Genomic DNA, 24,353 nt, shown 5'->3' on the forward strand with positions numbered 1-24,353 from the left:
ACATGACTGTTACATTCAACCACGTTATGACCATCAAAGCACAGATTCTCAAACTGATCGTTACGGCACTTTTGATTGTGTCGTTTTTTGGGGGACCGTTGCAGGCGCAGACCTCTGAAGAGGAGTTGCTGGAGCAGTTGCGGTTGGCTCCGGAGGTTGAGGCGAAACGGCTTGAGCGCGAGCTGAGCCTGATCTGGGACAGGTCAGGCTCCGCCGCGATGGATTTGCTGCTCAAGCGGGGCCGCGAGGCGCTGGAGGAAGAAGACAACACCCGTGCCATCGAACATCTTTCGGCCCTGACGGATCACGCGCCAGAGTTTGCAGAAGGCTGGCATGCGCGGGCAACGGCGTTTTTTCGGGCGGGTCTCTATGGCCCGGCCCTCGATGACCTCGAACGCGCGCTGGCGCTGAACCCCAACAACTACAACGCGATTTTTGGGCTCGGGGTGATGCTGCGTGAATTCGGCGATCTGCCCCTTGCCGCCGAGGCGTTTGATCGTGCCCTTGCGTTGAACCCCAATCACGAAGCCGCCAAGGCGGCCAAGGAACAACTGGTGGGCGAAGGGATCGGTCAGACGCTCTGACCTGGCGTTAGCAAGGAACACTCCGTGACAGGTGAAAAGAGGGTCGTGGCCGTTTTGGGCCCGACCAATACGGGTAAAACCACCTATGCAATCGAACGGATGCTGGGGCATCGCACCGGCGTGATCGGTCTGCCGCTGCGGCTGCTTGCGCGCGAGGTCTATGACCGGATCGTCGCGGCACGCGGCCCTTCCGTCGTGGCGCTGGTGACCGGAGAGGAGCGGATCGTGCCCCCGCGCACGCAATACTGGGTCTGCACGGTCGAGGCGATGCCCGAGGGGATGGGGTGTGATTTTCTGGCGGTGGACGAAATTCAGCTCTGCGCCGATCCTGAACGCGGCCATGTTTTTACTGACAGGTTGCTGCGCGCCCGCGGGCTGCACGAGACGTTGTTTCTGGGGGCGGATACCATGCGCGGGTCCATTCGCGCACTGGTGCCCGAGGCGCAATTTGTTCAGCGTGACCGGATGTCCACGTTAACCTATATCGGTCCCAAAAAGATCAGCAGGATGAAGCCGCGCAGCGCCGTTGTCGGGTTTTCGGTTGAGAACGTTTATGCGATTGCCGAGCTCATTCGCCGGCAAAAGGGCGGGGCGGCGGTCGTGATGGGGGCGCTCAGCCCGCGCACGCGCAATGCACAGGTCGATATGTACCAGAACGGCGAGGTCGACTATCTGGTGGCCACGGATGCCATCGGGATGGGGCTCAACCTCGATGTGGATCACGTGGCGTTTTCAGCGCTGAGTAAATTTGACGGACGCAGGATGCGACCGCTGGCCCCCAATGAACTGGCCCAGATCGCCGGGCGCGCCGGTCGGGGCATGAAAAACGGAACCTTCGGCGTGACGGGCGAAGCTTCGCCCCTTGAGGAGGGGGTGGCACAAGCCATCACGGAGCACCGCTTTACGCCGCTGAAAAAGCTGAACTGGCGTAATAATGCCTTGCAATATGGTTCCATCGACCGGTTGATTTCGACCCTTGAGGCAGCGCCCGATAACGAGATGCTGATCCGCGCGCGGCAGGCAGACGATCTGAGTGCGCTGAAGGCGCTGGGCGATGTTACGGAGGTGGCCGCCAGATGCACCGACGGGCCGTCCGTCCGGTTGTTGTGGGATGTGTGCCGGATCCCTGATTTTCGCGGCATCAGCCATGCCGAACATGCAAATCTCTTGGAAGAGATTTTCAACCATCTTCATCAGCTGGGCAAGATTCCGGACGACTGGATGGCGCGCCAGATCAACCGGATCGACCGCACCGATGGGGATATCGATGCGCTGTCCAAAAGGCTGGCGTTTATCCGCACATGGACCTATGTCGCGCAGCGCAAGGGCTGGACAGGTGACGAAAGCCATTGGCGTGACGAGGCGCGTTCTGTAGAAGACAGGTTGTCGGATGCGCTGCACGAGCGTCTGACCCAAAGATTTGTAGACCGGCGCACATCCGTGCTCTTGCGCCGGCTCGGCCAGAAGGAAGCCATGGTGGCAGAAGTATCCAATACCGGCGAAGTGACCGTCGAAGGCGAATATGTAGGCAAGCTGGAAGGGTTCCGCTTTAGCCAGGACAAGGGCGCCGGCGGCGCGGAAGCGAAAACCATAAAGACAGCCGCGTTGCAGGCGCTTGCCCCGCAGTTCCACCTGCGGGCGGATCGGTTTTACAATGCCCCGGACACCGAGATCGATTTCACCGAACAGGGCGGGCTCATCTGGGGCAAGGATGCGGTGGGCAAGCTTGTGGCCGGGGCGGATGCGCTCAAGCCGCAGGTCGAAGTCTTTGTCGATGATGTGGCCGGCCCCGAGGTGGCGCAGAAGGTCCAGCGCCGCCTACAGCATTTCATCGATCGCAAGATCGCGGCCTTGTTCGAGCCCTTGCTGAACCTCAGCCGTGACGATGCGCTGACGGGGCTGGCGCGGGGATTTGCGTTCCAGATGGTCGAAGCCCTGGGTGTGCTGCCCCGTGCGGCGGTGGCCGAGGATGTCAAAGCGCTCGATCAGGACGCGCGGGGCGCGTTGCGCAAACATGGGATCAGATTTGGTCAGTTTACGATCTTTCTGCCGCTGTTGCTGAAACCGGCGCCAACGCGTTTGCGGTTGGTTTTGTGGTCGCTGTCGCAGGGGCTTGATCGTTTCCCCGAAGCACCCCCGCCCGGTTTGGTCACGATCCCGCGGGACCCGGACGCCCCTGCGGGGGCAGATACGATGTCGGGCTACCGTATCTCCGGCGAACGCGCGATCCGCATCGATATGCTTGAACGACTGGCCGACATGTTGCGAGCAGAAAACTCGCGCGCAGGGTTCGAAGCCAAGGCGGACATGCTGTCGATCACCGGCATGACGCTCGACCAATTCGCGGATCTGATGCAGGGGCTGGGCTATAACGCGCAAAAGGCCGAGCGGCCCAAGGTCAAGGCGGTCGATCCCGCCACGGCCGTCCCGGGGGGCACACCGGCAAAGGAGGCTGCCACGCCCGCGCCGTCTGATAAAGCCGTGGAAACACCGGATGACGCGTCCGCCCCGGTCGAAGATCAATCCGCTGCGCCCGCCGAAGCGGTTGCCTCACCACCTGCGGCGACGGATGTCCCGTCCGAGCCCGAAGCGGAAACCCCGAAGATACCAGAGCCTGAGACCTCCGCAGAGCCAGAAACAGAGGTCTTTTATACCTTTACCTGGGGGCGCTCCGCCCGGTCGGGCGGCGCTCAGAATCGGCGCGGTAAGGAACACGCCTCGGGCAAGGGCAAAGCCGGCCCCAAGGGCAAATGGGGCGGTCCCCGCGGCGACAAGGGCAAGGGCACGCAGAAATTCTCCGCCAAACCGCCAAGGCCCGAGAAAAAGATCGACCCTGACAACCCGTTTGCCGCAGCGCTGATGGGGCTGAAGGACAACAAGTAAATGGCCGATAAGCTGCGTCTGGACAAATGGCTTTGGCACGGGCGGTTCTTCAAAACCCGGTCACTGGCCGCAGCTGTCGTGGCAACATCCGGCGTTCGCGTGAACGGGACGCCGACCCAGAAACGCAGCACCCTGGTCACTTCCGGGGATGTTCTGACCTTTGCTCAGGGCGATGCGGTGCGTGTCATTCGGGTGGACCGGTTGGGCGTTCGGCGTGGCCCGGCGACCGAGGCGCAGAGCCTCTACACGGATCTTGCCCCGCCTGAGCCCAAAAGCCGGAAACCTGCTCCGGAAAACCCGGCTTACGAGGGAAAAGGTCGTCCAACCAAACGAGATCGCCGTACCCTTGATCTTTCTCGGGCCCGCTCTCTTGATTGATCGAAGCGGCTGAATTAGCTACCCCTTAGAGATTTTCCGAAAAGAGGGTCCCATGACCTATATCGTCAACGACGCCTGCATCGAATGCAAGTTTACAGATTGTGTGGAAGTTTGCCCGGTCGACTGTTTTTACGAAGGTGAAAACATGCTGGTCATTCATCCCGACGAATGCATCGATTGTGGGGTCTGCGAACCGGAATGCCCGGCCGATGCGATCCGGCCAGACACCGAGCCGGACATGGAGAAATGGGTCGAGTTCAACCGCAAGTATTCGGAGCTTTGGCCGGTTATCATCACCAAAAAAGACCCGCTTCCCAACGCAGACGAACGCGATGGGGAAAAAGGCAAACTGGAAAAGTACTTCTCTGAATCGCCGGGCGAGGGCGGTTGAGGTCGCCGCGCTGCAATTCGGCGCGGTCATCCCTCAAAACCCTGCTTAAATGTCGGATTTCAAAGGCGGAGTCGCAGCTTTCGCCACGGCATCTTTTATAAGATGCATTTTTGTGATACGCTACTTCGGTAAATGATCGAAAAAAAAGCTCTCCGCTGTGCTCATGACGGGCATCAGCTCTGACAATTCGGCAATAATGCACTGGTTGCGCGGTCTTCTCGCCACGCTTCGGTGTTTTTTTGACTGTGAAACACTTTGGAATACTTTTGCCAGCCGAGGAAGACTGAATGACCAAATCGAAGAAACTTGATTTCCGCCCCAATGAATTTGTGGTCTATCCCGCGCACGGCGTCGGGCAGATCCTGTCGATCGAAGAACAGGAAGTGGCCGGCATCTCGCTGGAGCTTTTCGTGATCTCCTTCGAGAAGGACAAGATGACCTTGCGGGTGCCGACGCATAAGGCGACGGAAATCGGGATGCGGGCGCTCAGCAGCCCGGATGTTATCTCGCACGCGATGAAAACGCTGAAAGGCAAGGCCAAGGTCAAACGGGCCATGTGGTCGCGCCGGGCGCAGGAATACGAGCAAAAGATCAACTCCGGTGATCTCATCGCCATCGCCGAGGTGGTTCGCGACCTGCACCGCACAGACGATCAGCGCGAGCAGAGCTATTCCGAACGTCAGCTTTACGAGGCGGCGCTTGAGCGGCTGACCCGCGAAGTGGCCGCCGTGGGCGGGGGCGATGAATTGGCTGCCGCCAAACAGGTTGGCGATGTCCTTGAAAGCCGCGTCGCAGCCTGAGGCTTTGTCGAAGCCGAACGTAAGAACCGCGCCTTTCACCGGCGCGGTTCTTACTGTGCGGTTGCGATCAGAAAGACGCAAAGCACGCTGATTTCGGTCAGTTGCTGCGTGGCTCCCAGCACATCGCCGGTCTGGCCGCCGATCTTGTGCCTTGCAAGTGCCCCCATGCCGAGGCCGGTCGCTCCGGCAATCACCGAAGCGGCCAGCGCAGGTGGACCGGCCAGGATCAAAGATCCGCTCACGGCGAGACCAAGACCGCCGAGCACCGCAGGCAGGGAAGGTTGCCCGACACCATGTGAGACACCGCTTTGCCGGGCGTTGGGTAACCCCAGCATCAGCACCGGCATGATGGCACGCGACAGCGCCGCCGCCGCGATGACCGGCCCAAGCCCCGAGGGGATCAGGGCCGCATAACAGCTCCACCGCAGCCCGAGCGCCAGGATCAGGGCGAGGGTGCCATAGGTGCCGATCTGGCTGTCTTTCATGATCTCCAGACGTCTTTGCACCGTAAAGCCGCCCCAGAAGCCATCTGCCGTATCTGCAAGCCCGTCCTCGTGCATGGCACCGGTGGACAGGACCAGCAGACCGACAACCAAGACCGCAGCCACCGTGCTTTGCAGCCCTGCCATGAGCGCGAGACCCCCGGCCAGGCAGGCAATGCTCCCCACCAGGGCACCGGCAATCGGATAGGCCCAAACCGCGCGCGCGGAGACATCAAACGCGCTGTTTGGCAGGTGGGGCATCGGCAGCCGGGTGAGCAGAAGGCATGCGATGACAATATCCGTCACAAATCGGGGCCAAGTGTCGGTTTTCATGCGCCTGTTGCCTTTTCGCGTCTTGCTGGTGCTTCGGCTTTGGGTAAAGAGGAGGCTAAGATCATGCAATGAGGTTCTCCGATGACGGCGGCTTTTTCCACTCTGGACGGGTTTCGTTCAATACTCAGAACCCCGGTTGGTCCTGTGGCGGAGGCGGTTGCGGGTGCTACGGCCCGGAACGGCCAGTTGACCAAACCACCCGGCGCATTGGGAGAGTTGGAACCGCTGGCGATCTGGTACGCAGGCTGGCGCGGTGTTGAAAAACCCACCGTTGAGGCACCACAGGTGATTGTCTTTGCGGGCAATCACGGTGTCGCAGCGCAGGGGGTTTCCGCCTTCCCGCCGGAAGTTACGGCGCAGATGGTGCTGAACTTCGAGCATGGGGGGGCCGCCATCAATCAGCTTTCCAGAACCTTCGGGGCACAGCTGGATGTGCATGCCATTTCGCTCGACCGGCCAACGGCTGACTTCACCAAAACGCCGGCGATGTCCGAAGACGAGCTGGTCGAGGCGTTGCGGATCGGATGGAATGCAGTTGATGACGCCGCAGATGTCGTCGTCGTCGGAGAGATGGGGATCGGCAACACCACCTCTGCGGCGGCCCTGGCGGCGGCCTGTTTCGGGGGCGCTGCCGAAGACTGGGTGGGCCGGGGCACCGGTGTGGATGATGCTGGCCTGCAGAACAAGGCGCGGGTTGTGCGCGAGGGGCTGGAGCGTCATGCCGAGCAGGGCGACGGTCTGGAGATGATGCGTTGCCTTGGGGGCCGCGAACTGGCCGCCATGGTGGGGGCAATTGTACGGGCGCGCAGCCTGCGCATCCCTGTGATGCTCGACGGGTTCATCTGCTGTGCTGCGGCCGGTTGCCTTGCGCGGACCTCTCCGGGTGCTCTGGATCATTGTGTCGCAGGTCATCTGAGCGCAGAAGGCGCTCATGCCAGATTGCTCGACGCATTGGGCAAGACGCCCCTGTTGTCGCTGGGCCTGCGGCTTGGTGAGGCCTCCGGCGCGGTGCTGTCTCTCGGGGTTCTCAAAGCTGCCGTGGCCTGCCTGAGCGGTATGGCAACCTTTGCCGAAGCCGGGGTGTCCGACAGCTGACCTCTGCTGTCGGACCCGCACAGATCAGATCTTGCGTGGCGCGTCCTTGCCATCAGAGGGGCGGCTGAGGATGGCTGTTTCCAGCTCCTTTTGCAGCTCCTTTGCCCGTGCCACATATTCGGGGTTCTCGCTCACGGGTTTGCTCGGATCCCAAAGCTCCGCCAGTTGGCGCACCGTCTCACGGTCGTGTTGGTAAAAGACCCGTTCCGCTTCGGCCGCCTCATACTCGCTCAGGCCAATATTTTCGAGCACATAACGGCCTGCCCGCAGCGAACTGTCAAACATTTCGCGCACGATGTCATTGGCCCCGGCCTGAAACAGACGATAGACAAATGTCCGGTCACGGGCGCGGGCGATGATATGCAGATCGGATCGCAGGCTGCGGGCGTATTTGACCAGCTTGATCGCCGCTTCGGGATCGTCCAGCGCGACCACCAGCACCTGCGCTTTCTCGATCCCGGCGGCGCGCAGGATATCGGGGCGTGTGGGGTCCCCCAGAAAGCCCTTGTAGCCAAAGCGCCGCATGACCGCGATGGTCTCCATATCATGGTCCAGCACCACGGTTTTGAAACCGCTGGCCTGCACGAGACGGTTCACGATCTGCCCGAAACGACCGATGCCGGCAATAATCACCGGGCCGACTTCGTCGATCTCATCGTCGGGGATTTCGTCCACGTTCTCCTCCGTCCGGCGCGAGACCACATCGTAGATGATGAACAGCAGCGGGGTGATCAGCATCGACAGTGCAATCACCAGCAACAGCGTTTGAGCAACATCTACCGGGATCACGTTTTGCTGCACCGAAAAGGAGGCCAGAACAAAACCGAATTCACCCGCCTGTGCCAGCCCCAGGGAAAAGAGCCACAGATCGCGCCCCTTGAGCCGGAACATCCGGCCCAGCAGGAACAGGATCAAACCTTTGACGATGATCACCAAAAGCGCCATCGCGACGATACCGAACAGGTTTTCAAAGAGCAGCGCAAAGTTGATACCTGCCCCGACAGTGATGAAAAACAACCCCAGCAACAACCCTTTGAAAGGTTCCAGGTCGGTTTCCAACTCGTGCCGGAATTCCGAGTTCGCCAGAACCACGCCCGCCAGAAAGGCCCCAAGCGCGGGCGAAAGCCCTACAAGCATCATCAGAAAGGAAATGCCGACCACGATCAGCAGCGCAAGTGCGGTATACATCTCGCGCAGGTGGGCGGCGTGGATGTAGCGAAAGACCGGTCTGGTGAAAAACACACCTGCGATGATCACCGCGGCCACCGCGCCGATGGTGACCAGTGTTACCCCCCAGGCGGGCAGCCCTTCGACCAGAGAGAGCGAATGCTGACCATGTCCGTGATCCCCCTCGGCAGAGGTCCGTTCGATGGCGCCGTTTTCAGTGATCCGCGCCGGAAGGGTCACCACAAGCAGCGGTAAGAAGGCTAGGATCGGGATGACGGCGATGTCCTGCGTCAGCAGCACCGAAAAGATGTTTCGCCCCCCGTTGGTCTGCATCAGACCTTTCTCAGACAGGGTTTGCAGCACGATCGCAGTCGAGCTCAGCGACAGCGTCAGCCCAATGGCAAGCGCGATCCCCCAGGGCTGGTCGTAGGCCATCGCAATGGCCATCAGGGCCAGCGTGCTGAGGGCGATCTGCAACCCGCCGAGCCCCAACAGCCGGTGCCGCATATCCCACAAGGCGCGGGGCTCAAGCTCCAGCCCGATCAGAAACAGCATCATGACGACACCAAACTCGGCAAAGTGCTGCAGGTCCTGGGTCTCGGACCCTACGAACCCCAGAACCGGGCCGATGATGATCCCCGCCGCGAGATAGCCCAGAACCGAGCCCAGCCCCAGACGCGCGGCAATGGGCACAGCGATGACCGCAGCGGCCAGGTAGATGGATGCCTGATACAGGAAGCCTTCCATAGGGTGTTTTACTCCATCCCGGTCACGTTGGCAGGGGGCCGTCTGTCTTGAGCTGGTCCATCACGATCTGACTGTGGACCCGCGCCACTGCCGGATGCTTCAGCAGCACGTCCTGGATCAGGCGGTTGAGGTCGGGCAGGTCAGCGCAATACACCCGCAACAGATAATCCGCATCACCGGTCATTGTCCACGCATCCGTGATCTCGGGCGTGATGTCCACAAGCTGTGCAAAGCCTTGCGAGTGTTCGGCCCCATGCGTTGCAAGGTGCACCTGAACGAACCCCTGAATGCGCAGGCCCAGTTTATGCGCATCCAGCCTGGCAACATAGCATTTTATATGACCCTCCGCCTCCAGCCGCTGTCGGCGCCTGCCAGCTTGGCTGGGGGACATATGCAGCAATTCGCCCAGTTGCTGTGCGGTCAGCTGTGCGTTCTTTTGAAGGGCTGCAAGCAGCTTAGTATCAATTTGATCCAGCAAGATGCGTAACCTTGTCCGATTTAGTCTCTATGGTGCGAGATTTCCGCAAATTTTTCCAGCGTTCGTCTTTAATTCGCGCACCTTCGGCGCGTTTTTTCTTGTATGTGCTTCCTGAAGCAGCGCCGTGGCGCTTATGTTCTGTCAGGAGGAATGCCAATGGGTCCTTTCCCGCATAACGCTCCGAAATCAGCGATCACCTCGGAAAATCCGGCGGGGACCGATGGATTCGAATTTGTCGAATTTGCGCATCCCGAGCCCGAGAAACTGCGCGCCGTTTTTGCGCAGATGGGATACGCCCATGTTGCAACCCACAAAACCAAGCGGATCGAGCTTTGGCAACAGGGCGACATTACCTACATCCTGAACGCCGACCCTGAAAGCTATGCCGCAGCGTTCACGGACAAACATGGCCCCTGCGCGCCTTCAATGGGGTGGCGCGTCGCAGATGCAAAGCGTGCATTTGAACACGCCGTCTCCAAAGGGGCGGAGCCTTATCTGGGAACCGGCAAGGCCCTCGATGTGCCTGCGATTGTGGGGATCGGTGGATCGCTGCTTTACTTCGTGGATCAGTATTATGAGACCAGCCCTTATAACGAGGAATACAGCTGGATCGCGCCATCCAAGCCTGCGGGTGTCGGGTTCTACTACCTCGATCACCTGACGCACAATGTGCACAAGGGGAACATGGACAAATGGTTCGCCTTCTACAGCGATTTGTTCAATTTCCGCGAAATCCGGTTTTTTGATATCGAAGGCAAATACACCGGCCTCTTTAGCCGGGCGCTGACCTCGCCCTGTGGGCGCATTCGCATCCCGATCAACGAAGACCGGGGCGAGACAGGCCAGATTGTATCCTATCTCAAGAGATACAACGGCGAGGGCATTCAGCATATCGCGGTTGGATCAAACGATATCTACGACAGCACTGACGACATCGCCGCCCGGGGCTTGAAATTCATGCCGGGTCCGCCGGAAAGCTACTACGCGCTCAGCCAGAATCGTGTCCCGGGTCATCAAGAGCCTCTGGACCGAATGAAGCGACATGGCATCTTGATTGATGGCGAAGGTGTCGTTGATGGCGGCGAGACAAAAATTCTGCTCCAGATCTTCTCAAAGACCGTGATCGGGCCGATCTTTTTTGAGTTCATTCAGCGCAAAGGCGATGATGGCTTTGGCGAGGGGAATTTCAAAGCACTTTTTGAAAGTATCGAGCAAGAGCAGATTGCCAATGGAGAGATCGCAGCCGAATAGCTTGCGATCAGCCTCGGGGCATCTTGAGCACGATCGCACGACCGCTTTTCTGATAGCGCAGCTCGGAATCACCAATGGCCGAGACACGCCCGCCATCAATGCGGTCGCCCACTTCAACCTTGCGGTAGCTGCCATTGCCCATCCGTACCAGCGCGCGCCTGCTTGAGGGCGTGCCATAAACGCCAATCAGATTGACCCGGCGCAGATTGATTGCATTCTTGACCGTGGCCTCGCGCGTTGCCGAAGCGCTGGAGGGGATTTTTGGGGCAACCACACGCGGTGCCACGCTTGCGGTCGCCACGACCGGTGCGGCGCTTGCCGCTGCCGCGTTATTGCGCTGTACCTCTGCGACGATGTCGCTGAAGTTGTTGGGGCGTGCATCGGGCCGCAAGGATGCGACCACGGCGCGTGCGGTCGCCCCATCGAATGAATCGTCGTTTTGTCGCGACAAAAGAGCCCGGCTGGCATTGCTGTCATCCAACTGCACAAGGCTGGCGGCGGCGAGCGCGTTTTCCTGCGCTGACTGCGGTCTGAGCTGTGGCCGCAGCTCTCCCAGTTCTGACCGGGTCAGGCCGCTGAGGGTCGCGCGCTCGGTCGTTTCGATCAGATCACCAGGACGTGCTTGAGGTCTGTAGCTTGCCAGGGCGAGCCGCTGCGCAAGGTTTTCGCCCGGTTCATCTGCGCGCAAGAGGTTATCAGGCTGGCGCACCGGTGGCGGGCCTTCAAAGACCATCACCCCATCAGGGTTCAGACTGCCTTGCGGGGTCGCAACAACCAGCCCGCGGTCATCCAGTTCAAAATCCGTACCGGCCGGGGCAGGAGGCGCGGGGGCAACGAAAGCCAGGTCACTGGCTTGTGTGTCCGGGGCGGGCAGGGCGACCGCATCAAAATTCGGATTGATCGGATCGATACTGGTGACATAGAGGTCCTCCAGATCGATCAGGGGCGGCGGGTTGGGCACATCAGGTGCCAAAGGCCAGATGCCTGTCACCGCGTAAGAGGCGCGGACATCCTCCGGCGTGGGTGCGGATGGCACTTCAGGGGTGTCCTGCGCCTCCGGGTTGACCTCGGTCGGGGCGCGCAGTGCGTCCAGAACGGCTGCATCTTCATCGCTCAAGGTGCGATCGACAGTGGCGATATCAATATCCGGGTCACCCTCCGCCGTTGGTGGTTCTTGTGACTGTTCCTGCAAGGGGGCAGAGAATTGGGTCTCCGGCTGCGCGGAGGTGAACCGGTCAAAAAGTCCGGCGATGCCCGGCCCCAGGGCGCCACTGGCAAAGGCCGTCACCCCGGCAAAGAAGACCACACAGATAGCGACCATCACCGCCAGCGACCCAAGCCGAGATGGATTTTCTGCCCCGGACCGCTGGCCAAAAACAGTCATGCGGTCGGCCTCATCCTTGCGACCAGAGTGGCGGGTGGCATTTTTGTCGGCTTTAGGCGTGCTTTTGCGCGGGTTTTGAGGGCGGGACGTCGTGCTGCGCCGGTGTTCAAATCCGGCCGGTGGCTCAGCGAACCCAAGCCTTTCATCGCGCGGGGTGTCTGCAAAACCCTTCAGCACGGCGGGGTCCGGCGGGTCTGACCGGAAGGTCGGAACCGTGCGGCGGCTGACAAAGCTTGGACCCACGTCATCGACCGGGTCCGGCGCGATAATGGGTGTGCCTTTTTCTGGAGGCTCAGGTGCTGCGTCGGGCACATCGGACAAGATCACAAGCGGGCCTTTGTCCCGCACCACGTGAACGTTGGGACCCAGAAGCTCTTTGGCCGCTTTGGTTTCTCCAAAGAAAGGCTCGACCGCGAAGGCGGAATCTGACGGGATCGCCACGCAACTCACCGGGTGAAAACGATGGTCTTCTGCAAAGGCTTCCGCCTCCGCCAGCGTTTCCCGCGCGACGGCCGCGACATGGAGCCGTGTACCTTTCACGTAAATGTCAAAGGCGAGATCGTCCCGGCTGTAAGGTGTTTCGCGTTCCAGGGCGTCAGCGGCGGCTGCGCGCCTGGCCGTTTCATCGCTGCCAGGATCATTGAGGGTCAGATAGCGGATCTGCTCATTTGGTATGATGATTTTGCAGCGCACCCCACCCGGATCAAGCGCTGTTGCTGTTCGGCGCAAAACCGCCAGTTCCTCTGCCAACGTGTCCGATGACGGGTCAGCATAGCCCAAGCGTCGCCATCCCTTGGCCGCACGGTGCAGCAAAAGAATGCCGTCATGAGAGAGGGACAGCGCGAAATTAGGCTTCATGACTTCTTTTTACCTGCATTTGGTTAATGTAAACAAACCATACGGCCTTCGGCGCACGATAAGGCAGGTCTTTGCCGAGGGGAAGGAAAAGGACAGCGGCGTCTTGTGTTCATTTCAGCCGCTGACCATGAAAAGCATGTGTTTTTGGAGAATGGTAATGAACAACATATTAGGGGCTGCTCTGGCTCTGCTCTGTGTGGCCTCTGCGGCCTGGGCCGAGGCAGAACGGGTTATCACGACAAGCGGACACGGGACGGTCGAGGCCGTGCCGGATATGGCAACCATCAACCTCGGGGTGACCCATCAGGCTCGGCAGGCGGGCGAGGCGTTGACGCGCACCTCCGATGCGGTGCGCGAGGTGATCGCGGAGTTGGAGGCGGCAGGCATTGCCCCGCGTGATATGCAAACTCAGGGGCTGTCCCTGCAACCGGTCTGGTCCCGTCAGACCGCGACCTCTGAAGCGCCGCCGCAGATTACCGGGTTTGTGGCGCGAAACTCTCTGATGGTGCGGGTGCGCGATCTGGACGGTCTTGGGAGCATCCTTGACACCATCGTGCAGGACGGTGCCAATACATTCAATGGGTTGGAATTCTCGATGCAGGATCCGGAACCGGCAATGGCGCAGGCCCGGGCAGCGGCTGTCGAGGAAGCGATGGCCAAGGCGCAGCAACTTGCAGAGGCGGCTGGCGTCACGCTGGGACCGGTGCAGTCGATCTCCGAGAGCGGCGGAGTGCCGCGCCCGGTCATGATGGAGATGGCTTCGGCCCGGATGTCTGCCGATGTCCCCGTTGCCGCCGGTGAGGTCAGCCTGTCAGCGCAGGTGTCGATGGTTTTCGAAATCCTGGACTAGGCTGCGCTGCCGAGAAAAAAATAAAGGGCGGCTTTGGGGCCGCCCTTTGCGTGTGCTTGACCGGTGGGTTAGCTTGTCGCTTTGGCTAGCGCCTGATCCAGATCGGCAATCAGATCCTCGGCGTTTTCGGTGCCGATGGAAATCCGCACCACACCGGGCCCCGCGCCCGCTGCTTCCTGCTGTTCGGCCGTCAACTGACGGTGGGTCGTGGAGGCCGAGTGGATCACGAGGCTGCGCGTGTCGCCCAGGTTCGCCACATGGCTGAAAATCTCCAATGCGTTGACGAATTTCACGCAGGCGTCATAGCCGCCCTTGATCGCAAAGGTGAAGAGCCCGCCCGCGCCTTTCGGGCATATTTTCTTGACCCGATCATGGTAGGGTGAGGATTTAAGCCCGGCATAGGTCACATAGTCAACACGGTCGTCTTTCTCCAGCCAGCCCGCGACCGTTTCCGCGTTATCCACATGGCGTTCCATCCGCAGAGACAGCGTTTCCGTCCCCATCAGCGTGTAGTGTGCCGCCTGCGGGTTCATGGTCATGCCCAGATCGCGCAGACCAATGGCGATGGAATGAAACGTAAAGGCCAACGGGCCAAAGGTCTCATGGAATTTCAGACCGTGATAGGCGGGTTCGGGAGCGCTGAGCGAGGGGAACTTGTCATTCGCTGACCAGTCGAACTTGCCTGAATCCACCACACAGCCGCCGGTCACCGTGCCATTGCCCGTCAGGTATTTGGTGGTGGAATGCACCACCAGCGTCGCGCCATGCTCTATGGGGCGGCAGAGGTAGGGCGTGGCCGAGGTGTTGTCGACGATCAGCGGGATGCCCGCAGCGTCCGAGATGGCCGAGATCGCATTGAGATCGGTGATATAGCCGCCGGGGTTCGCGATGGCTTCGCAAAAGACCGCGCGGGTGTCGTCGTTGATCGCAGCCTTCACCGCATCGAGATCGTCGAAATCGACAAAGGTACAGTCCCATCCGAACCGCTTGATGGTGTGGGAGAACTGGGTGACGGTGCCGCCGTAAAGCCGGGTGGAGGCGACGATGTTCTTTCCCGGCCCCATCAGCGGGAAAAGCGCCATGATCTGGGCGGCGTGCCCCGAAGAACAGCAGGCCGCCCCGACGCCGCCCTCAAGCGTGGCGACGCGTTCCTGCAGCACGGCGACCGTGGGATTGGTCAGCCGCGAATAGATGAAGCCCACCTCCTGCAGATTGAAAAGGGCCGCGGCATGGTCTGCATCGCGAAAGACATAGGCCGTGGTCTGATAGATCGGGGTCTGCCGCGCGCCGGTTGCCGGATCAGGCCGTGCACCTGCATGAATTTGCAGGGTATCAAAGCCGTAGCTGGGGCCGTCTGTCATGGTTTGTGTCCTCCTGAGGCTGGTGCTGCGCCATGGTTAGGACATGGACGGCAGGCACACAAGGGCGGCCCCGGCGCGGGCGGGGTCTCACCGCATCCAGAACCCGTTGGATTTGATCGTGTTCCTGATCTTGGCCTCGCGTCGGGGCAGATTGTCCTGGTCAAAGAGCGCGCGCACCTTTGCGCCCCGTCCGTGATAGACGGTACGTTTGATCGGGTCATATCCCTTGAGCACCTTCTTGATCCGGTTTGGGGCCGTGACCCGTTCCAGCACCTCAACCGCATGGGTGCTTTCGCGGGCATAGAGCAGGGGAAACGTGCGGTAATGACAGCTGACCGACCCGTCGAGATAGCCGCCCGGCAAGGTGTCGCGCCCTCCGCCCAACGCATGGATCACCAGGGGCAGGGCGATCTGGTCGAGCCAGGGATAGGTTTCCTGCGCACAAAGGGCTGTCGGTGGCGCGTCTCGGATCGCCAGCGCGTAGCGTTCAAAGAGTGCGCCAAACGCCTGCGGGCAGCGGTAATAGAAAAAGCCCGCATTGAAGTAGAGGTATCGCTTCCAGTATTCATCCGGCTGGCTGAGATCAAGCGAGCTGTCGAAATCGAGGTCAAAAGCATCGTAAAGCGATTTCCACAGACCCGCATATCCGGGACCATAAAGCTCTGGCTTTGGCCAGGTGCCTTCGCGCCGGAGCGAGGCACTGGGGCGGTTAAAGTCGAAGGGTACGGCGCAGAGATCTCCGGTGATGAGCGTATCGGTGTCGAAAAAGATGAACGGCACGTCTTGGGGCAGGGACTTCAGCATCTCGATCTTGTTGCCATAGGGGTATTCCGCCCCGAAGTGCCGGGCGTGGAACGGGACGATCTCTGCGCCCAGATCCGCCAGTGATGTGCGAATGGCGTCATTCGATATCCGCGGATCGTCCGGCCAGAGCGGCCCCGGCTGAGGCTCCGCGATCAGCAACCGGCCCGAAAAGGCCGGGCTGGAATGGCGCAGAGAGGCGGCGAACAGCAGCGCTTCATAGGCCAGCCTGCCATTTTGGCCGACAACCACGACATTAAAGTGCGGATCTATGCTCTGCTCTGGTGACGCCATGACGCTGCTTTGTGCCTGTGCCGAGGTACAAGCGTTATAGGGTCAGGCGTCCGGCAACTAAAGCAAATTGAGCATTGCCACACAATCGCGTAGGCAGGACGCCCCGACACTGTAGAATTGGACCCCTTTGATGACCACCTTGCCCGATTTCCGCCTTGAGACACATTTTTCGAAATGGGAGTTCAAGGCCCGTCATCACCTGACAGCCTCGGACGCCCAAAGCATGTCGCTCGGCGATCTGCTGGCGATGGCCGCGCCGGAGGACCGCGCGGGATTTGAGCAGATGTGGCTGGGCTACACCGAAACCTACGGGGCCCCGGACCTCAGAGAGCAGATCGCCCGGACCTATGTCGGGCAGGCCGCACAGAACATCCTGTGCTTTGCCGGGGCCAGCGAGGGGATTTTTGCGGCCAATGCGGTGCTTTTGGACAAAGACGATCATGCGATTGTCATCACCCCGAACTACCAGTCGCACGAGAGCCTGCCGGTCTCGATCTGTTCGGCCACCGGCGTGCCGCTGGACCCGCAGGACGGCTGGTCTTTGGATATTGACCGCGTTGCCGCTGCGATCCGGCCCAACACCAGGCTGTTGACGATGAATTTCCCGCATAACCCCACCGGTGCCATTCTGCCGCTCGATCGGTATCAAGCGCTGATCGAATTGTGTCGCAGACATGGCATCTATATTCTGCACGACGAGATATTCAACGGGTTGGGCCCCAGTGATGCGGTGCATCTGCCCTTTATCGCGGACCTCTATGAGCGGGGCTTGTCGCTCAACGTGATGTCCAAATCCTACGGTCTGCCCGGCCTTCGGGTCGGTTGGATTGCCGCTCAGGATACCGCGCTGCTGTCCAGGATGGAGCGGCTGAAGCACTATCTGTCGATCTGCAACTCAGGGCCCAGCGAGCGGCTTGCGATGATTGCACTCAAGAACCGCGCGCAGATTCTGGCCAGAAACTGCGCCACCGTCGATGAGAACATGCCCAGGTGGGAGGCGTTCTTTGGGCGCTATCCTGAACTCTTCGAATGGCGCAGACCGGATGGGTCCTGCATGGCCTACCCGCGCTACAAGGGTAAAGATGGTGTCGAAGCCTTTGCCCGTGATCTGGTGGAGCAAAGCGGTGTGCTGGTGCTGCCCAGCTCGATCTACAGCTCGGATCTGGGCCCTGTGCCGGAGGACCATTTCCGGATCGGGTTGGGGCGTCACGGGCTTGAAGAAGGTCTCGCCGCCTTTGAAGCCCATCTGATGCGCAACGGGCACTAGCGTGGCATCCAAAGGCGGTCGGATGCCTCAAAGGCACAGGGCCTTCGTTTTGATTGCCATTTGGCATGATATCTGGTATGCGTGCCAAAAGGTAGAGCGATGCCGCTGCATAGATTAGAAACCACTGCCGGGGATTTTGCACCTGAACCGATCTCGGATGAGGAGGGCCGCGCGATGCTGCGCGCTGTTTTCAACCTCTTTGGCAAATGGGCGATCACGGATGAGGAGGGCGCGATCCTGCTCGACTTGCCGATACGGACCTACCGGCGCTGGAAGGCGGGGCAACCGGGGCGGCTGGATCGCGACACCAAGGCGCGGCTGTCCAACATTCTTGGCATTCACAAGGCGCTGCGGATCCTGTTTACCGAACCCCAGCGTGCCTATAGCTGGGTCAAGGCCCCGAATGGCGCATTTGCAAACCAAACCGCGCTGGCGGTGATGCTGAATGGCGAATTGACCGATCTGATGCGGGTGCGGCGCTACCTTGACGCGGAGCGGGGGGGGTGGTGATCGCGCCGGCCGACGTACCGGTTTCGCAGCTACATTGGGAACAGGGCCGCCGCATCATCCGCAGCGTCTACCCGCCGATTGACCTCTTTGAAGACATTGCAGAGCCGGAAGACTGGCCGTTGTTGATCTCGGCAGAGCAGAAAACAAACCCGCGTCTGATGGAGAGTATCGGCAATCTCGACCTCATTCCGCCGGAGCGGCGGGTGGGTGGGCCTGGGTCCAGTTTCCTGATGGCCCCGTTCACGCATACGAGCACCGCCCGGCCAAGCCGCTTTTCCGATGGACGTCTGGGTGTGCTCTATATTGCCAGCGATTTTGAAACCGCGGTGCACGAGACCATCTATCACCATGCAAGGTTTATGGCGCAGACGGATCAGGCGCCGGGCTGGACCTCGCAGTTTCGCGAACTTGTGCTGGAGGTCGAGGCGGCGCTGCATGACATCCGGGCAGTGGCCTCTGATGCGGGTGATCTGCTGGACCCGGAGGACTATCGTGCAGCGCAAGCCTTTGCAGACGCGCTGCGCCGCAAGCAGGCTCAGGGCATTGCTTATCCCAGTGTGCGGGCCGAGGGGGATTGTGTCGGGCTCTTTTATCCAGACCTCGCCTGCGCGCCCGTGCAGGGCCGTCATCTGGATTATCACTGGAACGGGCAGACCGTCGATCTGATCCGGGAAGCGGCGGGCGGGGATGTCTTCCGCGTCACATAAGACCGGCGTGGTGCAAAGGGTTGGGCGGAAATTCGGTCCCCCCGGCATCAAAGCGTGCTTTGGACTGCGGCTAGCGTCGGCTGGGCTGTCGCAGGCCCGGTTCCTCTCGGGGTGTCCGGACCGGGGTCAGACGGGCGAGAACCTCGGCCACGACGAAAGAGGCGATCACCTCCGGCCGCTTGTCGGCACTGCCGAAAGCGCCAATTGGGCAGACCAGCGCCGTAGTGTTCAGCTGCGGTTCAGTCTCTGCGCAGAAGCTCTCAAAGCGCGCGCGTTTCGTGGCTGATCCGATCAGTCCCACATAGGCGGCATCCCCGCGCCGCAGCGCCTCTGCGGTCAGCAGATAGTCCAGAGCGTGGTCGTGGGTCAGAATGACGAAGGCGCTGCCCGGAGGCGCTCCCCGAACCTCGGCCTCCGGGACAGCCTGCAGACGTTTTTCCACCTGTGCATCTGATAAGGCAAGCTCCTCCGCGCGGCTGTCGATAAGGATGCAGCGCACCGGCAGAGCCTGAAAGAAATGCGCCAGCGCGCGCCCCACATGGCCCGCTCCCATGACATAGACATGCGGCTGCGCGGCCTTGGCATCGCGCGCGGCCTTAAGAGCTGCCTCAAGGCCCGCAGTCTGCATGCGGGACAGGCTCAGCTCAACCCGGCCACCACAGCATTGCCCGATATCGGGGCCAAGGGGGACATCCATCGCGCGGGTCTCTTCGCCCGCGCGCAGCAACTGCCGCGCGTTGTCGATCACCATATACTCAAGCTGCCCGCCCCCGATGGTGCCGTGAACGCCGCCCGGGGCCACGAACATCTCGGTGCCTTCGTTGCGCGGTGAAGACCCCCGCACACGGGTCAGGCGCACCTGCACGATGTTGGTGTGACTGCGGAAAAAGGTCTCCAGATCCATGGCTCAGCCCCGCCGCAAGCGTTCGATGGCCATCAGCACGCGCTCAGGTGTGGCGGGGGCGTCAAGGCGGGGGCAGGTCTGGTACTCCGCGACACTGGCGACCGCATGCGACAGCGCCTCGAAGACTGAGATGCCCAGCATGAACGGCGGCTCACCCACGGCCTTTGACCGTTTGATCGTGTTCTCGCGGTTCTCAGACCATCTGACCAGCGCCACGTTGAAGATCCGGGGCCGGTCGGAGGCGAGCGGGATCTTGTAGGTTGAGGGCGCATGGGTCCGGAGCTGGCCTTGCGCGTCCCACCACAGCTCCTCGGTGGTGAGCCAGCCCATACCCTGCACAAAGGCCCCCTCGATCTGCCCCTTGTCGATCACCGGATTGAGAGACCGCCCCACATCATGCAGGATATCCGTTCGCTCGACCCGGTACTCTCCCGTCAGTGTATCCACCGATACCTCCGAGCAGGCCGCGCCATAGGCGTAATAGTAGAACGGGCGGCCCTTGCCGGTGGCGCGGTCCCAATGGATTTTTGGCGTTTTGTAGAACCCGGCGGCGGACAGGTGAACGCGCGCCATATAGGCCTGCCGGATGAAGTCGGCAAAGGGCACGGTTTCTTCGTCGATCTGGACTGCATTGGCGATGAAACGGATGTTGCTGCGGTCGGTCTGCCACTGTTCGGCGGCGAAATCGGTCAGCCGTTCCTTGATCTGAAGGGCGGCGTCCTGGGCGGCCATCCCGTTGAGGTCGGACCCAGAGGAGGCCGCCGTTGCCGAGGTATTGGGGACCTTTTCCGTGGTGGTCCGGGTGATCTTGATCCGGTCGATATCGACCTGCAATTCTTCCGCCACGACCTGGGCCACCTTGGTATTCAGCCCCTGACCCATCTCTGTGCCGCCGTGGTTCAGTTGGATCGAGCCGTCGGTGTAGATATGCAGCAGAGCCCCGGCCTGATTATACCACGTCGCCGTAAAGGAGATGCCGAATTTAACCGGTGTGAGTGCGATGCCACGTCGGATGACACCGCCCTTTGCGTTCCAGTCCAGTACAGCCTGACGGCGCGACTGGTAGTCAGCGTTCTGCTCCAGTTCAGATACGATCCGCGGCGCGATGTTGTCTTCCACCGTCTGGTGGTAGGGCGTGACATTGCGGGTCTCCGTGCCATAGAAGTTCGCCTTGCGAATGTCGAAGGTATCGCGACCGAGGGCATAGGCGATCTCCTCTATGATCCGCTCTGCCGCCATCACCCCCTGCGGCCCGCCAAAACCCCGAAAGGCGGTATTGGAGACCGTGTTGGTCTTCATCGGGTGCGAATTCAGCAGGACATTGGGGTAATAATAGGCGTTATCGGCATGAAACAACGCCCGGTCCGTGACCGGCCCTGACAGGTCCGAGGAAAAACCGCAGCGGGCCGTAAAATCGGCTTTGACCGCACAGATCACGCCGGCGTCGTCAAAGCCGACCTCATAATCGATCACAAAATCATGCCGTTTGCCGGTGGCGGACATATCGTCATCGCGGTCCGGTCTGATCTTGACGGGCCGGTGCCACTTCTTGGCGGCCACGGCAGCCACGGCGCAAAAGAGGTTCATCTGCGTTTCCTTGCCGCCAAAGCCCCCGCCCATCCGGCGCACATTCACGGTGACGGCGTTTGACGGCACGCCCAGTACATGGGCCACCATATGTTGCGCCTCGGTCGGGTGCTGGGTTGAGGAATGCACGGTGACGTCGTCATCCTCGCCCGGAAGAGCAAAGGCGATATGCCCTTCGAGATAGAGGTGATCCTGCCCGCCGACGCGCATCTCACCCTTGAGGCGGTGGGGTGCCTTTAGCAGTTCGGTCTCGGCCGTCCCGCGTTTGAGGGTCAGCGGCGGCGTGACGTAAGGCCCCCCCTGCGCGCGGGCCACGTCCGGTTCCAGAACATGGGGCAGGTCTTCGTAGGTGATCCTGGCAAGCCTTGCCGCCCGGCGCGCGGCATCCCTGGTCTCGGCCACAACGGCAAAGACAGGTTGGCCCCAGAATTCGACCTTTTGCTCTGCAAGGACCGGCTCATCATTGCGCCCCGTGGGGCTGACGTCGTTGACGCCGGGAATGTCCGCCGCCGTCAGCACACCCACAACGCCGGCGGCACGCTGCACGGCGCTGAAATCCAGCTCCATGATCCGGGCATGGGCGCGTGTTGACAGGCCAAGATAGGCATGCAGCGTCCCCGCAGGCTCCGCAATGTCGTCGCAATACGTCGCCCGGCCCGTCACGTGTTTGATGGCGGAGTCGTGCTGCATGTCTTTGCTCACGCCCCCTTTGATCGGGCGGGTGCCTGCGGCGGCTCGCGCGCGTGCGGGACCGCTGCCCGGATCGGTCGCCCCTGGCGCTTGAGGCGTGTCGTGCCTGTTCATGCCGCCCTCCTCGCTCATGCGCTCAGCCGGACGGGTTGACCTGTGCCCTGTTGCTCCAGCCAGAAGCGGCGGAACAGGTTTTTTGAGACCTGCAGGCGATAGGCCGCACTCGCGCGCCAATCGGTCAGCGGGCTGAAATCATCGTCAAGGCAGGCTGCGGCCTGCATCAGCGTGGCCTCGTCCCAGGGCTGGCCGATCAGGGCTGCTTCGGCATGGGCGGCTCGTTTCGGGGTCGCTGCCATCCCGCCAAACGCGATCCGCGCGGCCGTGATCGTGCCGTCCTCGACCGTCAGGTTGAACGCCGCACAGACCGCCGAGATATCCTCATCCCGGCGTTTGGAGATTTTATAGGCTGCGTGCCTTGTGCCTTTTTTCGACTGCGGCACATGGATGCTTTCGAGGAATTCACCGGGGGCAAGGTCCTGTTTTCCGTAATCGATAAAGAAGTCTTCGACCGGCAAGCGGCGGCGGTCCGCCCCTTTTCGTAGCGTGAGGGAGGCGCCCAGAGCGATCAGAACCGGCGGGGTGTCGCCAATCGGGGAGCCGTTTGCCAGATTGCCGCCAACCGTGCCCATGGCGCGGATTTGCCACCCCGCGATGCGGTCCCAAAAGGCCGCCAGATGCGGGTAGCCGGCGGTCAGGACGGCGCGGCTGTCGGTATAGCTGACGCCTGCTCCGATCTTAATGCCGTCCGGGCCCACCTCTATCCGGCGGAGCCCTTCCAGATGGTTGAGGAACACCACGGGCGAAATCTCTTGCAGGAATTTGGTGACCCAAAGCCCGACATCTGTCGCACCGGCCACGATCGTCGCCTCGGGGTGGGCCAGCAGCACCTCCGCCAGATCGTCGACCGAGGCGGGCAGGATCGCGCGGCTCGTGCCTTTGCGCACATCGACACGGCGGCCATCGCAAAGCGCCTTCAGGCGACCGGTCATGTGGTTGCGTTCGCGGTTCAGAGCATCCCCGGTCGGGCTGCCCAGGTCTGAGGCCGCCTGTGCCGCGCGAAGGATCGGCTCATATCCGGTGCAACGGCACAGATTGCCCTGCAGCGCTGTTTCGATCTCAATCTCCAATGGCGCGGGGTTTTCCATCCAAAGCGCGTACAGCGACATTACGATGCCAGGCGTGCAAAAGCCACATTGGCTGGCATGGTGGTCAACCATGGCCTGCTGAACGGGATGCAGCTGCCCGCCCGGGCCGGACAGATGTTCAATGGTGACCACATGGCAGGCATCAACCGAAGCCAGCAATCGAATGCAGGCGTTCACAGGCTCGTAGTGTAGCGCCCCCGCTTGAAGACGCCCGACCAGAACCGTGCAGGCCCCGCAATCGCCCTCGGCACAGCCTTCCTTTGTCCCGGTCAGGCGCCGATCGATGCGCAGGAAGTCCAGCAGCGTCTCATCAGCCGCCACCTGGTCGAGCGTGATGTCCTGCCCGTTCAGCACAAAACGAATTTCCGATCTGCTCGTCATCTGACCTCCTGTCTGCGGCGCGGCACGCTCATTTCCTTTGGAGTATGCCCCGACCTGATTTCGGGAAATACAAGAAAATATAGTAATCTATTTCAAACAACTGTTGAAAGTCGAGGGCCAGATGTTTTGCCCTCACAAGGCCATGCCAGAGCGTTGTGCCCTGCGATTATGCAAGACGTCAGCGCATTGGCCGCGCTGCCATGCCTTTGGAGAATACCGGACAGGTGCGGCAGGCCAAGGGTCGCCTTGAAGGATATCTCGGAGGGCCCGGTCCGTTTCTGAAGCTTCCCATATTGCCTTGGTGTCCTGATTGGCATCAATCGGCGCGCGGTGCAGGGGAGCGGTTTGGTTGATCAGCATATAACGCTTCGCGTGGCCCTGCCAGACGCAGGGGCCTGACCTCGGCGGCTAGGCCGTCAGATCGAACCAGATCGTTTTGAGTTCCGTGTATTGCTCATGGGCGTGAATGCCATTGTCGCGGCCACTGAACCCCGATGCTTTGTACCCTCCGAAGGGAGTGGAAATCTCGCCCTCGGAGTAATTGTTCACACCAACCGTTCCGGCTTTGAGCTTGCGCGCGTATCGGTGCGCGCGCGAGACGTCTGTGCAATAAAGCGTTGCGGCCAAGCCGTATTGCGTCTGATTTGCCAGCGTGATCGCCTCGTCATCCGACGAAACTTTCGTGACGCCGACGACCGGGCCAAACACCTCCTCCCGAAAGATTTCCATGTCCGGCGTGACATCCGCCAGGATGGTGGGGGCATAGACCAGCCCGCCCACACCTTTGCCGCCGCAGACCACCCGAGCACCTTGCGTTTTGCCGGTATTGACCAAAGCAGACATGGCGTATCTGCTGAGCGCTCGGCTTCAAGGGCATTGAGAACGGCTAATGTCGATCTCAGAAACCTTGAGCTGAAGGAGAGACGACCATGAAAAACTACATTGGTTTAGACGTATCGCAGACC

General features: G+C 61.0%; 21 protein-coding genes. 11 read left to right on the forward strand and 10 right to left on the reverse strand.

What is annotated here, in order from left to right; genetic code table 11:
- The first annotated feature begins 2 nt into the window (after positions 1 to 2).
- From H7847_RS21930 to H7847_RS21950, 5 genes are all read left to right on the forward strand, one after another.
- Positions 3 to 584, forward strand: a complete 582-nt coding sequence (locus H7847_RS21930; RefSeq protein ID WP_227271630.1) for a tetratricopeptide repeat protein — start codon at positions 3 to 5, stop codon at positions 582 to 584.
- A gap of 24 nt (positions 585 to 608) precedes the next feature.
- Entirely contained in the window at positions 609 to 3,467 is a 2,859-nt protein-coding gene (locus tag H7847_RS21935) for a helicase-related protein (protein WP_227271631.1), read from the forward strand.
- Positions 3,468 to 3,845 carry an RNA-binding S4 domain-containing protein gene (locus H7847_RS21940; protein ID WP_227271632.1) on the forward strand — a complete coding sequence of 126 codons (378 nt, stop codon included), beginning with the start codon at positions 3,468 to 3,470 and terminating at the stop codon, positions 3,843 to 3,845.
- Between the two features lie 52 nt (positions 3,846 to 3,897).
- Complete coding sequence (gene fdxA, locus H7847_RS21945; protein WP_227271633.1) at positions 3,898 to 4,236, forward strand: ferredoxin FdxA; 339 nt, start codon at positions 3,898 to 3,900, stop codon at positions 4,234 to 4,236.
- A 287-nt stretch (positions 4,237 to 4,523) separates the two neighbouring features.
- Positions 4,524 to 5,036 (forward strand): CarD family transcriptional regulator, encoded by a 513-nt coding sequence (locus tag H7847_RS21950; protein WP_159980242.1) that lies wholly within the window; start codon positions 4,524 to 4,526, stop codon positions 5,034 to 5,036.
- 50 nt (positions 5,037 to 5,086) lie between these two features.
- On the opposite strand, the gene cobS is transcribed toward H7847_RS21950, so the two are convergent.
- Positions 5,087 to 5,851: an adenosylcobinamide-GDP ribazoletransferase gene (gene cobS / locus H7847_RS21955; RefSeq protein ID WP_227271634.1), complete on the reverse strand. Its 765-nt coding sequence runs from the start codon at positions 5,849 to 5,851 to the stop codon at positions 5,087 to 5,089.
- Between the two features lie 81 nt (positions 5,852 to 5,932).
- On the opposite strand from cobS, the gene cobT reads away from it, so the two are divergent.
- Positions 5,933 to 6,946 (forward strand): nicotinate-nucleotide--dimethylbenzimidazole phosphoribosyltransferase, encoded by a 1,014-nt coding sequence (cobT, locus tag H7847_RS21960; RefSeq protein WP_227271635.1) that lies wholly within the window; start codon positions 5,933 to 5,935, stop codon positions 6,944 to 6,946.
- A 24-nt stretch (positions 6,947 to 6,970) separates the two neighbouring features.
- Here the strand turns inward: cobT and H7847_RS21965 are convergent, their stop codons facing one another.
- Both H7847_RS21965 and H7847_RS21970 read right to left on the reverse strand, forming a co-directional pair.
- Complete coding sequence (locus H7847_RS21965; protein ID WP_227271636.1) at positions 6,971 to 8,860, reverse strand: monovalent cation:proton antiporter-2 (CPA2) family protein; 1,890 nt, start codon at positions 8,858 to 8,860, stop codon at positions 6,971 to 6,973.
- A gap of 22 nt (positions 8,861 to 8,882) precedes the next feature.
- Positions 8,883 to 9,338 carry an Lrp/AsnC family transcriptional regulator gene (locus H7847_RS21970; RefSeq protein ID WP_227271637.1) on the reverse strand — a complete coding sequence of 152 codons (456 nt, stop codon included), beginning with the start codon at positions 9,336 to 9,338 and terminating at the stop codon, positions 8,883 to 8,885.
- Positions 9,339 to 9,494: 156 nt separating this feature from the next.
- Between H7847_RS21970 and hppD the strand changes: the two genes are divergently transcribed.
- Positions 9,495 to 10,589 carry a 4-hydroxyphenylpyruvate dioxygenase gene (gene hppD / locus H7847_RS21975; RefSeq protein ID WP_227271638.1) on the forward strand — a complete coding sequence of 365 codons (1,095 nt, stop codon included), beginning with the start codon at positions 9,495 to 9,497 and terminating at the stop codon, positions 10,587 to 10,589.
- A 7-nt stretch (positions 10,590 to 10,596) separates the two neighbouring features.
- Here the strand turns inward: hppD and H7847_RS21980 are convergent, their stop codons facing one another.
- Positions 10,597 to 12,831: a hypothetical protein gene (locus tag H7847_RS21980; RefSeq protein WP_227271639.1), complete on the reverse strand. Its 2,235-nt coding sequence runs from the start codon at positions 12,829 to 12,831 to the stop codon at positions 10,597 to 10,599.
- A gap of 157 nt (positions 12,832 to 12,988) precedes the next feature.
- Between H7847_RS21980 and H7847_RS21985 the strand changes: the two genes are divergently transcribed.
- Complete coding sequence (locus H7847_RS21985; RefSeq protein WP_227271640.1) at positions 12,989 to 13,681, forward strand: SIMPL domain-containing protein; 693 nt, start codon at positions 12,989 to 12,991, stop codon at positions 13,679 to 13,681.
- Between the two features lie 68 nt (positions 13,682 to 13,749).
- Here H7847_RS21985 and H7847_RS21990 read toward each other — a convergent pair whose 3' ends face one another.
- Together H7847_RS21990 and H7847_RS21995 are read right to left on the reverse strand one after the other, a co-directional pair.
- Positions 13,750 to 15,042 (reverse strand): O-acetylhomoserine aminocarboxypropyltransferase/cysteine synthase family protein, encoded by a 1,293-nt coding sequence (locus H7847_RS21990; RefSeq protein ID WP_227271641.1) that lies wholly within the window; start codon positions 15,040 to 15,042, stop codon positions 13,750 to 13,752.
- A gap of 87 nt (positions 15,043 to 15,129) precedes the next feature.
- On the reverse strand, positions 15,130 to 16,137 hold the full coding sequence (locus tag H7847_RS21995; RefSeq protein ID WP_227271642.1) for a hypothetical protein: 1,008 nt from the start codon (positions 16,135 to 16,137) through the stop codon (positions 15,130 to 15,132).
- Between the two features lie 130 nt (positions 16,138 to 16,267).
- On the opposite strand from H7847_RS21995, the gene H7847_RS22000 reads away from it, so the two are divergent.
- From H7847_RS22000 to H7847_RS22010, 3 genes are all read left to right on the forward strand, one after another.
- Positions 16,268 to 17,404: an aminotransferase class I/II-fold pyridoxal phosphate-dependent enzyme gene (locus tag H7847_RS22000; protein ID WP_227271643.1), complete on the forward strand. Its 1,137-nt coding sequence runs from the start codon at positions 16,268 to 16,270 to the stop codon at positions 17,402 to 17,404.
- A 99-nt stretch (positions 17,405 to 17,503) separates the two neighbouring features.
- Positions 17,504 to 17,914, forward strand: coding sequence for an MbcA/ParS/Xre antitoxin family protein (locus tag H7847_RS22005; protein ID WP_227271644.1), 411 nt, complete (start codon positions 17,504 to 17,506; stop codon positions 17,912 to 17,914).
- Positions 17,908 to 18,621: an RES family NAD+ phosphorylase gene (locus tag H7847_RS22010; RefSeq protein WP_406676032.1), complete on the forward strand. Its 714-nt coding sequence runs from the start codon at positions 17,908 to 17,910 to the stop codon at positions 18,619 to 18,621. The genes H7847_RS22005 and H7847_RS22010 overlap by 7 nt, the downstream gene beginning before the upstream one ends.
- 70 nt (positions 18,622 to 18,691) lie before the next feature.
- On the opposite strand, the gene xdhC is transcribed toward H7847_RS22010, so the two are convergent.
- The 4 genes from xdhC to H7847_RS22030 all read right to left on the reverse strand — a co-directional run bounded on the left by xdhC (position 18,692) and on the right by H7847_RS22030 (position 24,231).
- On the reverse strand, positions 18,692 to 19,525 hold the full coding sequence (xdhC, locus tag H7847_RS22015; RefSeq protein ID WP_227271646.1) for a xanthine dehydrogenase accessory protein XdhC: 834 nt from the start codon (positions 19,523 to 19,525) through the stop codon (positions 18,692 to 18,694).
- A 3-nt stretch (positions 19,526 to 19,528) separates the two neighbouring features.
- A complete protein-coding gene (gene xdhB / locus H7847_RS22020) occupies positions 19,529 to 21,802 on the reverse strand; it encodes a xanthine dehydrogenase molybdopterin binding subunit (RefSeq protein WP_227271651.1) in 2,274 nt (757 codons plus the stop codon).
- 128 nt (positions 21,803 to 21,930) lie between these two features.
- On the reverse strand, positions 21,931 to 23,388 hold the full coding sequence (xdhA, locus tag H7847_RS22025; protein WP_227271647.1) for a xanthine dehydrogenase small subunit: 1,458 nt from the start codon (positions 23,386 to 23,388) through the stop codon (positions 21,931 to 21,933).
- 408 nt (positions 23,389 to 23,796) lie between these two features.
- Positions 23,797 to 24,231, reverse strand: coding sequence for an aldehyde dehydrogenase family protein (locus H7847_RS22030; protein ID WP_227271648.1), 435 nt, complete (start codon positions 24,229 to 24,231; stop codon positions 23,797 to 23,799).
- Positions 24,232 to 24,353 lie beyond the last annotated feature (122 nt).

It is taken from the genome of Roseobacter weihaiensis, assembly GCF_020622345.1.
GTDB lineage: Bacteria > Pseudomonadota > Alphaproteobacteria > Rhodobacterales > Rhodobacteraceae > Roseobacter > Roseobacter weihaiensis.